Annotated in this window: 13 protein-coding genes and 1 pseudogene; 3 read left to right on the top strand and 11 right to left on the bottom strand. The window is 34.0% G+C overall.

Annotated elements, in window-relative coordinates; all coding sequences use genetic code 11:
- From ACFQ1Q_RS03105 to ACFQ1Q_RS03090, 4 genes and pseudogenes are all read right to left on the bottom strand, one after another.
- Positions 1-228, bottom strand: a pseudogene (locus tag ACFQ1Q_RS03105) (Na+ dependent nucleoside transporter); the annotation flags it as partial.
- A gap of 10 nt (positions 229-238) precedes the next feature.
- Entirely contained in the window at positions 239-853 is a 615-nt protein-coding gene (locus tag ACFQ1Q_RS03100) for a bifunctional nuclease domain-containing protein (protein WP_386127883.1), read from the bottom strand.
- Between the two features lie 148 nt (positions 854-1,001).
- On the bottom strand, positions 1,002-1,964 hold the full coding sequence (locus ACFQ1Q_RS03095) for an electron transfer flavoprotein subunit alpha/FixB family protein (RefSeq protein ID WP_386127881.1): 963 nt from the start codon (positions 1,962-1,964) through the stop codon (positions 1,002-1,004).
- Positions 1,965-2,036: 72 nt separating this feature from the next.
- Positions 2,037-2,783 (bottom strand): electron transfer flavoprotein subunit beta/FixA family protein, encoded by a 747-nt coding sequence (locus tag ACFQ1Q_RS03090; protein ID WP_386127879.1) that lies wholly within the window; start codon positions 2,781-2,783, stop codon positions 2,037-2,039.
- 242 nt (positions 2,784-3,025) lie between these two features.
- On the opposite strand from ACFQ1Q_RS03090, the gene ACFQ1Q_RS03085 reads away from it, so the two are divergent.
- Positions 3,026-4,003, top strand: a complete 978-nt coding sequence (locus tag ACFQ1Q_RS03085; protein ID WP_386127877.1) for a pyruvate dehydrogenase complex E1 component subunit beta — start codon at positions 3,026-3,028, stop codon at positions 4,001-4,003.
- A gap of 82 nt (positions 4,004-4,085) precedes the next feature.
- Complete coding sequence (locus tag ACFQ1Q_RS03080; protein WP_386127875.1) at positions 4,086-6,596, top strand: DUF5686 and carboxypeptidase-like regulatory domain-containing protein; 2,511 nt, start codon at positions 4,086-4,088, stop codon at positions 6,594-6,596.
- Positions 6,597-6,610: 14 nt separating this feature from the next.
- Here the strand turns inward: ACFQ1Q_RS03080 and ACFQ1Q_RS03075 are convergent, their stop codons facing one another.
- Together ACFQ1Q_RS03075 and ACFQ1Q_RS03070 are read right to left on the bottom strand one after the other, a co-directional pair.
- Complete coding sequence (locus ACFQ1Q_RS03075; protein ID WP_386127873.1) at positions 6,611-7,642, bottom strand: transglutaminase domain-containing protein; 1,032 nt, start codon at positions 7,640-7,642, stop codon at positions 6,611-6,613.
- A gap of 4 nt (positions 7,643-7,646) precedes the next feature.
- On the bottom strand, positions 7,647-8,057 hold the full coding sequence (locus tag ACFQ1Q_RS03070; protein ID WP_386127871.1) for a carboxypeptidase-like regulatory domain-containing protein: 411 nt from the start codon (positions 8,055-8,057) through the stop codon (positions 7,647-7,649).
- Between the two features lie 203 nt (positions 8,058-8,260).
- On the opposite strand from ACFQ1Q_RS03070, the gene ACFQ1Q_RS03065 reads away from it, so the two are divergent.
- Complete coding sequence (locus tag ACFQ1Q_RS03065; RefSeq protein ID WP_386127869.1) at positions 8,261-8,575, top strand: hypothetical protein; 315 nt, start codon at positions 8,261-8,263, stop codon at positions 8,573-8,575.
- A 24-nt stretch (positions 8,576-8,599) separates the two neighbouring features.
- Here the strand turns inward: ACFQ1Q_RS03065 and ACFQ1Q_RS03060 are convergent, their stop codons facing one another.
- From ACFQ1Q_RS03060 to ACFQ1Q_RS03040, 5 genes are all read right to left on the bottom strand, one after another.
- The gene (locus ACFQ1Q_RS03060; protein WP_386127867.1) at positions 8,600-10,048 is read right to left on the bottom strand and encodes a mannosyltransferase; all 1,449 of its coding nucleotides are present in this window, start codon (positions 10,046-10,048) and stop codon (positions 8,600-8,602) included.
- 154 nt (positions 10,049-10,202) lie between these two features.
- Complete coding sequence (locus ACFQ1Q_RS03055) at positions 10,203-11,693, bottom strand: cellulose synthase family protein (protein ID WP_386127865.1); 1,491 nt, start codon at positions 11,691-11,693, stop codon at positions 10,203-10,205.
- Positions 11,693-12,391: a glycosyltransferase family 2 protein gene (locus ACFQ1Q_RS03050; protein WP_386127863.1), complete on the bottom strand. Its 699-nt coding sequence runs from the start codon at positions 12,389-12,391 to the stop codon at positions 11,693-11,695. The genes ACFQ1Q_RS03055 and ACFQ1Q_RS03050 overlap by 1 nt, the downstream gene beginning before the upstream one ends.
- A complete protein-coding gene (locus ACFQ1Q_RS03045) occupies positions 12,388-12,861 on the bottom strand; it encodes a toxin-antitoxin system YwqK family antitoxin (RefSeq protein WP_386127861.1) in 474 nt (157 codons plus the stop codon). Before ACFQ1Q_RS03045 ends, ACFQ1Q_RS03050 begins: the two co-directional genes overlap by 4 nt.
- Positions 12,861-14,483, bottom strand: a complete 1,623-nt coding sequence (locus ACFQ1Q_RS03040) for a 4Fe-4S binding protein (RefSeq protein WP_386127859.1) — start codon at positions 14,481-14,483, stop codon at positions 12,861-12,863. Before ACFQ1Q_RS03040 ends, ACFQ1Q_RS03045 begins: the two co-directional genes overlap by 1 nt.
- Positions 14,484-14,505 lie beyond the last annotated feature (22 nt).

Below are 14,505 nucleotides of genomic sequence, written 5' to 3'. Positions count from 1 at the left end.
AAATTCTGAAATTTTATAACGCTCTACACTATTAATAGAATCATTAAGATACAAAATCATCAAGTTGTTTTGACGAATATAATCACCAGCTGTTCCGTTGTAATTAAAACTACCATTTTTAAGTTCAAATGTTTCTCCCGAATTGAGTTGCCATTTTTTTTCAATGTCTTGAGCACTAAGCGTAAGACCAAAAAAAATAGCTGTACTAGCTAATAAAAAATGTTTCATAACAATGGGATTAACGTTTAGAAATTTCGTCTCTAATTTTTGCAGCAGTTTCGTAGTCTTCGTTCTCAACAGCCTCATCGAGCAACGTGTTTAATTCTTCTAACGATTTATCTTTATAAGTATCTTCACCAAAGGCTGACGTTTCAATTTCTTCAGCAACAAGTTCATCCATTAGAATATTGTCATCGTCGCGTTCATCCTTATTTGGATTTACTTTTAGGTAAATTCCGGCTTTATCTAAAATATTCTTGTAAGTAAAAATAGGTGCCTGAAAACGTAATGCCAAAGCAATAGCGTCACTCGTTCTTGCATCTATAATTTCCTCAATGCTATCACGTTCGCAAATAAGGCTAGAATAAAACACGCCATCAACTAATTTGTGAATGATAACTTGCTTTACTACAATTTGAAAACGGTCTGAAAAATTTTTGAATAAATCGTGAGTTAATGGACGAGGTGGACGTATCTCTTTTTCCAGAGCAATTGCAATAGACTGTGCTTCAAAAGCGCCAATAACTATTGGTAGTTTGCGGTCGCCATCAACTTCATTTAATATTAAAGCATAAGCGCCATTTTGGGTTTGGCTGTAAGAAATGCCTTTTATGTTTAAACGTACTAAACTCATAATTTCCTCGCTAATCGAGAATTAATTGGTAACAAATTATAGATATATTTTTTACCTTTTGTAAAATACAAAGAACCGTTTAAATTTTGAATTTACCAACTAAGGTATAATTTAAACGGTTCTTTATTATATATATTAAGATTTTAAACTACGCGTTTGCGGCTTTAAAAGCTTTAAGTTTTTCTGTTAAAACTGGTACCACTTCAAAAGCATCACCAACAATACCATAATCAGCGGCCTTAAAGAAAGGTGCTTCAGGGTCAGTGTTAATAACTACTTTTACTTTTGATGCACTAATACCAGCTAAATGCTGAATAGCTCCAGAAATACCAATAGCAATATATAAGTTGGTTGCTACAGGCTTACCAGTTTGTCCAACGTGCTCGCTATGAGAACGCCATCCTAAATCACTCACGGGTTTAGAGCATGCAGTTGCAGCGCCTAAAACTTCAGCTAAATCTTCAACTAATCCCCAATTTTCTGGACCTTTGAGTCCACGACCTCCAGAAACAACAACTTCAGCATCGGCGATTGTTACTTTACCTGCTGCTTTATCTACAGACTCTACCGTAACACCCGAGTCTGAAATTGATGGCGAAAAGTCTTCAACTGAAGCAGAACCTCCAGATTCTATTAAGCCAAAAGCATTGTTAGATAAGCCGACTAATTTTACATCGGTACTAATTTCTGTATTGGCAAAAGCTTTATTTGTAAAAGCGGTACGCTTTACGGTAAAAGGTGCTAAGCTTGATGGCTTCTCCACCACATTAGACACATAACCTGCATCTAAACCAACAGCTAACAAGGGCGCTAAATATTTACTATCTGCACTAGAGCTGACTACAACTACTTTAGCACCTTCTTGTTTTGCAGCTTCTGCAATAACATCGGCATATTTTTTAGCGTTGAATTTTGCTAAATTATCATTGTTTACATTTAAAACTTTTGATGCACCATAGTTACCAAGACTTTCTGCATCATTAGCGTTTACGGCAACAGCTGTAACACTCGTTCCCATTTCATCGGCAATAGCTTTGGCGTAAGATACACACTCTAAAGCCGCTTTTTTTAATTTTCCGTTTTCTGATTCTGTATATACTAAAACTGACATAATTTTTTCAAAATTTAAATTTCAAAAAATCTAAATTCCATAAGTTGGAATTTGAGATTTAGAAATTGTGATTTATATGACTTTTGCTTCGTTATGAAGTAAATTAATTAATTCATCTATATTATTCGCATCCACCAATTTAACAGCACCTTTTGGCGCTGGTTTTTCAAAACTATTTGCTGAAGTTTCTGCATTTGCACCAATAGGTTCAACGACGTTTAAAGGTTTTTTACGCGCCATCATAATTCCTCTCATATTTGGAATACGTAAATCACTTTCTTCAACTAATCCTTTTTGGCCACCGATTACTAAAGGTAAAGATGTGCTTACGGTTTCTTTTCCACCGTCAATTTCTCTAACCGCTTTTGCAGTTGTACCGTCAATTTCAAGGCTAATACAATTTGCAACAAAATTTGCACCAGTAAGTGCAGATAACATTCCAGGTACCATTCCGCCATTATAATCAATAGATTCTCTACCAGCAATTACTAAATCGTAACCGCCATCTGTGACTACTTTTGCCAATTCTTTAGCTACTGCAAAACCATCTTTAGCTTCTGTGTTAACACGAATTGCAGAATCTGCACCAATGGCTAAAGCCTTACGTAAAGTAGGCTCAGTTTCTGGTCCACCAACATTAACAACATCAACAGATGCTCCTTGTTTTTCTTTAAACCACATAGCACGTGTTAAACCAAATTCGTCATTAGGATTAATAACATATTGCACACCATTAGTGTCAAATTTTGTATCACCATCTGTGAAGTTGATTTTCGAAGTTGTATCTGGTACATGACTAATACACACTAAAATCTTCATAATCTTATTCTTTTTTTGTTTGTAAAACTCTATTTAAATTTACGATAACGTTATCGTAAAATGTTTTAAAAAGCTTTGTTTATAAGGCTTTTACAAATAAAAACAGCCTTTAAGTTAAGCGGTTACGAAGATAATCACTTTTTTTCGAATATTTACTATGCGTGCATAATAAATTTTTAAAAAATTTCAGGTCTTTAATTTTTGTTTTATTCCTATTTTTGTTCTCCTAATAAAGAAAAAGAATGAAGACGATTCAATTTAGAGAGGCAATTGCCGAAGCGATGAGCGAAGAAATGCGTCGTGACGAGAGCGTTTATTTAATGGGCGAAGAAGTTGCGGAATATAATGGTGCCTACAAAGCATCTAAAGGCATGTTAGATGAGTTTGGAGCAAAGCGCGTTATAGATACGCCAATTGCAGAGCTCGGTTTTGCAGGAGTTGCTATTGGTTCTACAATGACTGGAAATAGACCTATTGTAGAGTATATGACGTTTAACTTCTCTCTAGTTGGTATTGACCAAATTATAAACAACGCTGCAAAAATTAGACAAATGTCTGGCGGACAATTTAAGTGTCCAATAGTCTTTAGAGGTCCAACAGCTTCTGCAGGTCAGTTAGCAGCAACACACTCGCAAGCTTTTGAGAATTGGTTTGCAAATACACCAGGTTTAAAAGTGGTTGTTCCTTCAAATCCATATGACGCTAAAGGATTATTAAAATCTGCGATTAGAGATGACGACCCAGTTATCTTTATGGAAAGTGAGCAAATGTATGGCGATAAAGGTGAGGTACCAGAAGGTGAATACACCATACCTTTAGGTGTTGCCGAATTAAAACGTGAAGGTACTGATGTAACCATTGTTTCTTTCGGAAAAATTATTAAAGAAGCTTACAAAGCAGCAGACGAATTAGAAAAAGAAGGTATCTCTTGCGAAATTATTGATTTAAGAACGGTTCGCCCTCTTGACAGAAAAGCAATATTAGAATCAGTTAAGAAAACAAACCGTTTAGTAGTTCTTGAAGAAGCTTGGCCATTTGGCAATGTTTCTACAGAAATTACTTATTTGGTACAATCTGAAGCATTCGATTATTTAGATGCTCCAGTTATTAAAATAAATACGGCAGATACGCCAGCACCATATTCACCAGTTTTATTAGAAGAATGGTTACCAAACCATACCGATGTTATTAAAGCGGTAAAAAAGGTGATGTACAAATAAATAATCTGCAGATTTCTGCGTTAATAAACTTCATTCGCTATTGTTTTAAATTTTAGCACAATAGTTGATGAAGTTTTTTAGTATGAAACACAAACTACTCTTACTCATTGCAACTTTAAATATTTTCTTTGCTTTTGCACAAACAAAAGTGAGTGGCTATATTTTTGACGAAAGTAATCAGCCTATAGCTTATGCCAATGTTATATTTAAAGGGTCTACAACAGGTACGATTAGTAACGAAGATGGTAAATTTTATTTGGAGTCTGATGAAAACTGGGATACTCTCGAGGTCTCTTTTTTAGGTTTTGAAATACAAACAATCAAGTTAACCAAGCGTGTTAATTACGATTTAAAATTTATTCTAAAAGAAGAAGCTGCTGCTTTAGATGCCGTTGTAATCGTAACAGGAAAACAATCAAAAAAAGCATCAGAAAATCCTGCGATACGAATTTTAAAAAAGATTTGGGAACGCAAACGCCAAAATGGATTAACTCAGTTTAAGCAATACGAATACGACCAATATGAAAAGGTCGAATTTGATTTAAACACCATTGATTCCTCGCTTATAAAAAGCAAACTTTTCCGAGGTATGGAATTTGTTTTTGAAGAAGTTGATACCTCACGTGTTACTGGTAAAACGTATTTGCCAATTTTCTTGAACGAATCTGTAAAAAAGATTTCTGGAGACAATATCATCAATAAAAAACGCGAAGATTTAATAGGAAACAAAAATTCAGGTTTTAGTAACAATCAAGTCATCATCGATTTTATTGACGATTTATATTCAGAGTATAATGTCTACGACAACTACCTCAAATTTTTCGATAAAAGCTTTGTAAGTCCATTGAGCCGTACTGGTATTCAGACTTACAACTATGTGCTGTCCGACAGTGCTTTTATAGATAACAAATGGTGCTATAATATTATTTATTATCCAAGGCGTAAAAATGAACTAACTTTTAAAGGAGATTTTTGGGTCAATGATACTACTTACGCAATTAAAGAAATTAACCTTCAAGCGTCAAAAAGTGCCAATATTAATTGGGTAAAAGAAATTTATATAGAACAAGAGTTCGAAGTGTTAAATGACTCTCTTTTCTTAATAAAACGTGATTACTTTCTATCTGATTTCGCCCTAAATAAAAAGGAAAAATCTAGAGGTGTTTACGGAAAACGAACCACACTTTACGATAATTATAAGTTTGATATTCCAAAGGAAGAAGACTATTACGATAAGGTTGTCTATAATTATGATGCTGACGTTTACAACAGAGAAGAAGACTTCTGGAAAGAAAACCGACTCGAAGCTTTAAATAAAGACGAAAAAGGAGTCTACAAAATGTTAGACACTTTAAAAACAGTAAAAAAGTTTAAACGTCTTTATAATTTGGGAAGCATTTTAGCATCAGGTTATATAGAAATTCCAAGTCTTAAAATGGATTACGGACCTATTTTTTCAACCTTTGGATTTAATGAGGTTGAAGGATTACGTTTACGAGCAGGCGGAAGAACCTATCGCGGGCCTAATGATTTATGGCGTTTAGAAGGGTTTTTGGCTTACGGTTTTAGAGACGATAAGTTTAAATATGGAATAAGCGGAAAGTGGCTTTTAGATAAGAAAAGCCGATTTACCATTTTCGGTGGAAACCGACGAGATATAGAGCAAATAGGCGCAAGTCTCACCAGTTCTAGTGATGTTTTAGGCCGAAGCTTAGCCTCATCTGCAGTTGTAGGAACAAGTGTTAATGATAAATTAACAGACATTAATTTAATAAATTTTGGGGCGTCTATTGAGCCAATGCGAAATTTTGAAATCCGATTAGACGGAAGCTATCGCGAATTAAAATCGGCATCACCAACATTTAGTTTAGATTACAATGACCCAGATTCGCCAACCGGTATTTCTTCTGAAGTAGACCAGTTTGAAACCCGATTATCTTTAGGCTATTATCCTAATCGACAAATGACAGGTTTTGGTGTTGAGCGCAAATTTAAAAATGATAATTTCTCAAGTATATTTCTACAAGTAAGTCGTGGAGACGAAGGATTTTTAAACAGTGATTTCGATTATACAAAACTGCAATTATCTTATTTTCAGCCATGGCAATTAGGTGGCTTAGGACGTTTAACTACATCTATTGAAGCTGGTAAAACCTTTGGAGAAGTACCATTAGCATTATTGAGTGTTGTACCAGGAAACCAATCGTATTTTTCGATATATAATACATTTCCGCAGTTAGATTTCTACGAATTTGTCACAGACACTTATACATCAATGCACGTAGAGCATAATTTTAACGGACGTATATTTTCTCGTATTCCATTTCTTAAAAAATACAATTTAAGGGCCATTTTAGGTGTTCGTGGTGTTTGGGGCGAATTGTCTGATGAAAATCGTATGCTGAGCATGACAGGAAACCCTGTAGAAACACCATTGATTGCGCCAAATTCTAGAATTTATTACGAGTACAGTTTTGGTGTTGCTAACATTTTTAAAATCTTAAGAATTGATTTTAACTTTAGAGGAAACTATTTAGATGTGCCAGAGGCGAGACCTTTTGGCGTAACCGGAAGTTTTGGGTTTTTCTTTTAAAAATAGGTTTTGAGTTAATCCAAAACACCTTCCTTCTTCACTCGAACCACATAAGTCGATACCAAAAAATCATCGATATATAAATGCACATCATAAAAGCCACGTCTTGTAAATTGGTAACTAATGTTGAGGTTGTTGTCAAATTGTTTTACGCTGTCTGGTAAACGTGTTTTTACATTACTGCCATCATCAATTTTAAATGTAACTGTTTTGTAGCTAATTTTAGGTTTTAAACGAAGGCTAATATTTAATGAGTATTCTTGTATAATTTCATTATACAAACGTGTTGGAGAATTGATATCTTCCAAAACTTTATACGCATCGTTATAAACAATAGGAGCGTCTAAAAAATTATTAAAAGTTGGAATATCTTCGGTTAAAAACCAACGTTGTTCTAACGGAAAATGATTAATAGCAAACAATTCTGGTGACGCTAAAAATAGCCCATTATTATAACTGAATTTAAAACGTCCTGTTTCTAAATCTTGGATGCCACTCGACCAAGTTGGGTCGCACAGATACCACTTGTTATTTAGTTTTACGACATTCCAACTATGGTTTGGGTATTTTAAATCGTCAGGATTTCCTGAGCTTGTTTTTGCAAAACCGTTGACGATTTCACATTCAATATCAGCAAGCTGACTCATTACCTTAATAGTATATGCATAACCAGTGCAAATGGTACGTCTGCGCTTACGGAGTGTTTTAAAAATCTTCTTTTTAAACTTTTCGTTCCATGCTTCTAGCTTTATACTATCTTCACTAAACTTATTTCGTTTTTGTTTGTTTTTTGCATACAATCCATAATCATTTTTTATGTTTTTACATACCCAAACATAGATAGCTCTAAATTTTTCGACATCAGTTTCAAGTCCATTGGTAAGAGCGTAAACCAATTGCGGCATGTCTTCAAGAGATTCACCTTTATTGACCGCAGCACGTCGGTCTGCTTCGGTAAAAGAAACATCATTAAAATCCCATGATTGCGTATGACTTATAGAAGAAAAAAATAACGAAATCGCAAAAAATTTGAGCCATTTTGCCATAAAATTATTGTCTGCCTTTAGGTCGTTTGCTCTTGTAAAGTACGTTGCTGTTTGGTGCGCTAAGAACATCAATAGGAGCTTCTTCCATAAAAACTTCTAAATTATTAGAGTTTTTAGTTACAACCACAGATTTTTTCACATATCCGAGATAGCTAAAAACAACTATATCTCCAATTTTTAAAGGCTCTCTAAAAGCAAAGCTGCCATTAGATTTTGAAACTGTGCCAACTGACGAGTTTTTTAAATAGATATTTACACCATCTAAAGGACCAACTTCACTTGTAACCACGCCTTTAACTTCAATAGTTTCGGTCTGAGCATTTATTGAATTAGTAAAAAGTGAAACAGCAAAAAGTAAAACAAATGCTGCAGCTGCCTTTAAAAATTTTTGGTTTTGAGCTTGTAAAGTTTTCATGATTTTATGTTTTTATTTTACTCTAAATTAGAGTTAAACGTTTGTAGCCACAATAAAGAATGCTTAAAACAGCAATCTCATTGAGTAAATATAATATATTGTAGAGGAAACTTATTTTGAAAAAATTATAAAATTTGTTTTTTGAATGGATTTAGATTGTAAATTCGTAATACCAAATTGTAAATCGACTAATTACTTTAGAGATGAAAGATAATCTAAAAAGGGTCATTGTTGACTTTAAAAAGCTTACGCCAGAAATATTGGCGCTACTTGTTGAAAAATATCCTGATGGTTATGATGATGACCAAATTATTTCATTTAAAAACATGAAAAATGAATTGGTTGAAGCTGTTGAAGTAACCACTGAAGACACTAAATACCTAGTTAAAGTAAGTACAAAACTTGCAGTAACTATGGAAAACTACGACGAAGATGATTACGAAGATTATGATGATGATGACCCAGATGCAGTACAAGATCCAGATTTAGAGCCTGGTGACGAAGAAGACTTTGATTAAATTTTAAAAAATTAAGACAAGCTGCTAAGAAATTGGCAGCTTTCTTTTTAAGATGACTTCCCAAACAAAAGCTGAAAATACAATAAAATACTCCAAACCAATAATCCATAAATTTTCAGATTTTGATGCTGTACCGATGCTTAAATAAGACAAGTAACTCAACACAATAACCACACTCCAAACCAGAGGAAATCGATAATTAGTAAATACACAAAGCGCTACTAGAGTGGCAACATACCATGGATGCACAGTAGTGCTTAAAAACAAATAGCAACTAAAAGCCAGAACTATAGAACTTGCCAGTTTTGGGATGTCTGTATTTTTTTTTAATAACGAAAATGCTAAAATTAAAATTAGAGCAATTATTGGCAGAATCTTACCAATAGTTTTAATCTCGTTATAACCTGTAAACCAAAATCCAATTTCTCTTGCGAGATAATAAATGCTAGCGTTAAACTCGAAATTATTAAACCAAAGACCAACAGTTTTAGAATAGTTATTTATGAATTCCATTGAGAAAAACGGAAGGAAAAGAAGTAAGGTTGTAATGATTACTATGAAATAAAATATAATTAATCTAAAAAACCCTCTGCTTTCTAAAAGAGCAAATCCGAAGTTTTGGAAGAAAGGTTGTGAAGCTGATTTGTCTTTGTGATTAAGTTTTTGTGTTTTTGGTTTTTCTATTACGAAATACCAAAAGAAAATTGGTAAAAACATTAACGGAATCAATTTTACCGAAATGGAACACGAAAAAACAACAGCTGCCCATTTCCATTTTCCAATTTGAAGTAAATATAAACTCCAAATGAGGAAGAAAATCATGACGCCTTCGAAGTGCAAATTTCCTGTAAGTTCTATGATAATGAACGGATTGAGGATGTAAAGCCAAATTCGGTTTGTTGGTAGTTTAAGATTTTCAAGAAGTTTTTTGCCAAAATAAATAACACCAATGTCTGCGCTAATAATTATGAGACGTAAAACAACAACTGCTCCTGCAATATTTTTCCCGGAAAATAAGGCAGCAAAGTAAAAGCAAAGTTGATTTATTGGTGGATAATTTGTAAAGTGTGACGCACTTAATTTACCCATGCCATTGTACAGTTCTTGTGCTTCGGCAATAGAAATAATACCACTATTTATAATTGTGTCTGGTGTTTGTAAATAAGGATTAAACCCTTGGAAAAGCATGCGGCCATCCCAGATAAATCGGTAAAAATCTTGTGATAAATTAGGAATGGCAGGTAAAAAAACAAGTCGAACTAAAATTGATGCTAGTACTAAGAATGGGAAATTGAGGCCAGCAGATTTTTTTAAAACATAAGCAATAACGAATAAGGATAAATATAAAAGAATAAGTTTAGTCGCTTCTGTACGAACCAAATTATAGGCAAAACTCGCGTAAAAAACCAAGCTTAAAATCAGACAGATGATTGGCGCTTTAATATATTTTAATAACGTAGGTTGTAAAAGCATACATTAATATTTCGTTATCCTTTGCTAATAAAGACAAAACAGGCTTAAGTCTGCGTTAGCGATGGAGGTTTTGTTGGAGCTCGCCCGATAGGGAAGCGACTACCGAGAGCGCGGTGCAACCGAAGCTAAAGCGTAGGTGCAAACGCCCAAATACTTATACCTTTGAAGTTAGTGATTTAAAAAACACATACCCAAAACCAATGCATAACATAAGGTGAAAAGGGAACAATCCAAAATCGCCGCCTTGGTCTCCGATGACAAACGCTAAATACATTCCAAATGCAAAATACAGCATCAGTGCACCTTCTATAATAACGTGTGGTGATATTTTTTTACGAAGGTATTTGTTGCCTTTCCAGCTGTCCTTTAAGGTGCTGATGTTAAATTTTGGTGTGCGTACAAATTCGCTTCGCTTGCCTGCAAGACCTTCTAAAACTGCAATAGAATTATGAAGCGAAAAGCCCATGGCTATTGAGAAGAAGGTGAAAAACATGCCTATGTAACTGAAGAATTTTTTGAAACCGCTACCGTAAATGTTACGGTACATAAACCAATAGCAAACAAAAAATATTAGCGTACTGGTGACAAAGAAACTCATAATGTAAAAATAGTTTCTAAGGTGTGCATATTCATTTTTTATATAAAGCATCGGAATACTTAAAATAGCCACCGTAAATATGCTTAAAAACATGGTACTATTAAGTAAATGCAATAACCCATGAATTTTAGTTTTTGTCGAAATGTTTTTTGATGTTACAACGCGTTTTAACATCTTTCTGAAATTTTCCGCGCCACCTTTATTCCAACGAAATTGCTGTGAGCGTGCTGCACTAATTACTACTGGGAGTTCTGCTGGAGTTTCAACATCTTCGAGATATTTAAATTCCCAATTTTTTAGTTGCGCGCGGTAGCTCAAATCTAAATCTTCGGTTAGTGTATCGCCTTCCCAATTACCAGCATCGATGATACATGCTTTACGCCATATACCAGCGGTACCGTTGAAATTAATAAAATGACCTTTACTGTTTCTACCAACTTGTTCTAAGGTAAAATGTGCATCTAAAGCAAAAGCTTGAATCTTAGTAAGTAATGAATAATTTCTATTAATATGTCCCCAACGCGTTTGTACAACACCTACTTTTTTGTTTTTAAAATAAGGTACGGTACGTTTTAACCAGTTAGGTTTTGGTAAAAAATCAGCGTCAAAAATGGCAATGAATTCGCCTTTTGCAATTTCTAAACCCTCTTTAAGTGCGCCTGCTTTAAAACCGCTTCGGTCTGTACGTCTAATGTGTTTAATATCTAAACCTTGTGCTGCTAATTTTTTAACATGTGCAAAAGTAGTTTTAACTGTTTCGTCCGTAGAATCGTCAAGAACCTGAATTTCTAATTTATCTTTTGGATAATCAATCTTGGCAATATTTTCTAACAATCTATCCATAACATACATCTCGTTAAAGACAGGAAGTTGAATGGTGACTACAGGTATTTCGTTTGGATTCGAAAAATCAAATTGCTCTGAATTATCCTTTTTTTTCTTTGATGAAAGATAGTTGAAAAGTAAGTTAAGTTGTGCTAAAGCGTACATAAAAATAAGTACGATAGCAATCGTGTAGATGACGATTATAGTGTATTCTAAAAACATTATTTAAAACTGTATTTAAAAATCCATATTAGGATTTTAACGCCTGCAAATATAGCACCTTTTACCGTACCTGAAACTTTTGAGACACCTATTCTGTTTCTATAATTTACTGGGATTTCTTTGTAGGAGTAATTCTTTTTCAAGGCTTTAAGTTGCATCTCAACCGTCCAACCATAAGTTTTATCTTCCATATTTAGGGCTAAAAGCTTATTATATTTTATAGCTCTAAATGGTCCAAGGTCTGTAAATGTTGAACCAAAAAAAAGTTTCATTAAGGTTGTAGCAAGCCAATTGCCAAAAATTTGTGGACCTGTCATGCTGCCTTCTTCTCGTAGTTTTTTGTCTCTGGCACCGATGACAAAATCTATATCTTTTTCAATAATTGGAGCAACGATTTTTATAAGCTCTTCTGGATAATCGCTATAATCACCATCTAAAAACACTACAATATCTGGTTGTTTTTTAGTATCAAGATTGGCGATGTAATCCATTCCTTTTAAGCAAGCATAACCGTAACCACGACGCGGTTCTGATAAAACTGTTGCACCAGCTTTTTTTGCATTAATTTCGGTGTTGTCGGTTGAATTGTTACTAACCACAATAATTTCATCGACTATATTAGGAATATCCGCAATAACTAATGGGATAGAATCTTCCTCATTGTATGCGGGAATAATTACTTTGATGCTTTGGGTCATTGTAAATCTCTTAGTCGATTTTCTTTTTTAAATGATTTAAAATCTATCCACTCTTTTATTCGTTTTCCTAAAGAATATTTTACGGCCGAAGTGAGTTTTTTATTTTTATACATTAAACAATATCCGTTTTTCTTATTATTTTTTAGTTGACACTTATGATTTACAGTTCCGTTCGTGTCATAAAAAATCCACCATTTTATTTTTTTGTCATTTTCAAAATGCCCTTCACTTTCAATCTCTCCAGATGAATAAAACGTTTTCCAATACTTGGTTTTTCGTCCTTCTTTGTAATGACCTTGCGCCTTTAATTTTCCGTTTTCAGAATGATAAAATCGCCAATATTTAGTTTTTTCTCCGTTTTCTAACCAACCTTCAGACTCAATTTCTCCGTTTTCAAAAAAATAACGTTTGTACTGTTTTTGGGAAAAGGCAAATGTACTGATGAAAAGTAATAAAATAGTAATTCGCATTATTTTTGGTTAATTAAATCCATTAGATTTACATCGTTTCCTAGTAATATTTCTGTTGGGTTGATGCGTCCTTTTTCAGAATCATTTTCCAATTTTAAAACGCCACGCGGACAGACAGCCGAACAAACACCACAACCTACACAACTTGAACGTATAATGTTTTCCCCTTTTTGAGCATAGGCGCGGACATCGATTCCCATTTCACAATAAGTAGAACAATTCCCGCAAGAGATACATTGACCGCCATTTGTTGTAATTCTGAATCTTGATTTAAAACGTTGTACTAATCCTAAATAAGCAGCAAGCGGGCAACCAAAACGGCACCAAACACGATTACCGAAAATAGGGTAGAAGCCTGTACCAATAACACCTGCAAACCATGCGCCGATTAAAAAGCTGTACGTGTCTTTTATCCATTGACTATTAATACCAAGAAATGATTGAGCGCCAGAAAAATAACAATATAATGTTACAACTGTCATTACAATAGAAATTAATAATACTGAGTGAATAACCCAACGTTCCAATTTCCAAGCATTTAAGCTTTTATCTGAATGTTGTCTATATGGGTCGCCTAAAGTTTCTGCTAAACCACCACAACCACAAACCCAACTACAATACCATCGTTTTCCAAAGAAATATACCATCAATGGTACAATGATTAAGGTTAAAATGGTTCCCCAAACAAGGATAAACAATCCAATGGCGCCGCTTTCTGTGAGTGATTTAATATTCCACTCAAAAAAGAAATCGTAATCTAACGGAAAAGCATTTTTAAAATCGTAACCAGGCATATTTAGGCTGGTCATAATTTCTGGAATTAAAAATGCAAATACAATTTGAAAAAACAACACTGAAGTAGTTCTTAAAATTTGATATTTGTTATGACGGTATTTTATATACATACGCACCGCCATTACAACCATGATGACACAATATAAAAAGCCATAAACAAACCATTGACTTGCTTCGCCACCATTAAGTGCTTTACTGATTGGGTCTAAAATAAATGTCCAATTGACCACATAATCAGCAGCAAAATAAAGTACGAGATAAAACCCTACAAGATATACTAACACTAGCCATGCAATCCATCCACGATTGGTTGCAGATTGATGGTAAATGCCATCGTTTTTTATACCTGGTTGACCCAATAAAATAAGATTAGGTAAAATAAACAATAATGCGCCAATAATGCCCAAACCAAATGTAAGCCACCACATTAATCCTGTATTTTCCTTAACAAAGCCAGATCCTGCTTTCTTTGCCAAGTTAAAACTTAGTGTATGTGGTTTTCCAAATATTTTATATTGGTATTGTGCGCCTTTTTTATCCCATTTTTTCTCAGCATCGTATTTAGCAATTAATTTATCGTAATGTGAATTTGATGCTTCAAAAGCGGCTCTTGCCTGACTCGAAAACTCGATGATATTTAGAGGTTTGTCAGTAACAACAGCTTTTTTTAATTCTGAAGCGATGACTTCACTTTTAAAGCCTTGTTCTTTAACGTAGTTGTCAACTTCTGTTGCAGTCATACTAAAATCCCCTGTGAATATGCTTCCTGTAAAAATGGTAAGACCAATTAGGAAAATAGCGAGACCTATATATTTTATAATTTTCATTTTAATGCTTTTGGTTAGATTT

The organism is Winogradskyella litorisediminis (assembly GCF_042675765.1).
In the GTDB taxonomy this organism is placed as follows: Bacteria; Bacteroidota; Bacteroidia; order Flavobacteriales; family Flavobacteriaceae; genus Winogradskyella; species Winogradskyella litorisediminis.
Note: the sequence above shows the minus strand (reverse complement) of the source record. Positions and strands in the feature narration are given on the sequence as shown.

Bases quoted from the DNA above. Each gene is read 5' to 3' on its own strand.
- ACFQ1Q_RS03075 (WP_386127873.1), bottom strand. From the start codon at position 7,642: ATGGCAAAATGGCTCAAATTTTTTGCGATTTCGTTATTTTTTTCTTCT.
- ACFQ1Q_RS03060 (WP_386127867.1), bottom strand. From the start codon at position 10,048: ATGCTTTTACAACCTACGTTATTAAAATATATTAAAGCGCCAATCATC.
- ACFQ1Q_RS03055 (WP_386127865.1), bottom strand. From the start codon at position 11,693: ATGTTTTTAGAATACACTATAATCGTCATCTACACGATTGCTATCGTA.
- ACFQ1Q_RS03090 (WP_386127879.1), bottom strand. From the start codon at position 2,783: ATGAAGATTTTAGTGTGTATTAGTCATGTACCAGATACAACTTCGAAA.
- ACFQ1Q_RS03040 (WP_386127859.1), bottom strand. From the start codon at position 14,483: ATGAAAATTATAAAATATATAGGTCTCGCTATTTTCCTAATTGGTCTT.
- ACFQ1Q_RS03080 (WP_386127875.1), top strand. From the start codon at position 4,086: ATGAAACACAAACTACTCTTACTCATTGCAACTTTAAATATTTTCTTT.
- ACFQ1Q_RS03050 (WP_386127863.1), bottom strand. From the start codon at position 12,391: ATGACCCAAAGCATCAAAGTAATTATTCCCGCATACAATGAGGAAGAT.
- ACFQ1Q_RS03070 (WP_386127871.1), bottom strand. From the start codon at position 8,057: ATGAAAACTTTACAAGCTCAAAACCAAAAATTTTTAAAGGCAGCTGCA.
- ACFQ1Q_RS03085 (WP_386127877.1), top strand. From the start codon at position 3,026: ATGAAGACGATTCAATTTAGAGAGGCAATTGCCGAAGCGATGAGCGAA.
- ACFQ1Q_RS03100 (WP_386127883.1), bottom strand. From the start codon at position 853: ATGAGTTTAGTACGTTTAAACATAAAAGGCATTTCTTACAGCCAAACC.
- ACFQ1Q_RS03045 (WP_386127861.1), bottom strand. From the start codon at position 12,861: ATGCGAATTACTATTTTATTACTTTTCATCAGTACATTTGCCTTTTCC.
- ACFQ1Q_RS03095 (WP_386127881.1), bottom strand. From the start codon at position 1,964: ATGTCAGTTTTAGTATATACAGAATCAGAAAACGGAAAATTAAAAAAA.
- ACFQ1Q_RS03065 (WP_386127869.1), top strand. From the start codon at position 8,261: ATGAAAGATAATCTAAAAAGGGTCATTGTTGACTTTAAAAAGCTTACG.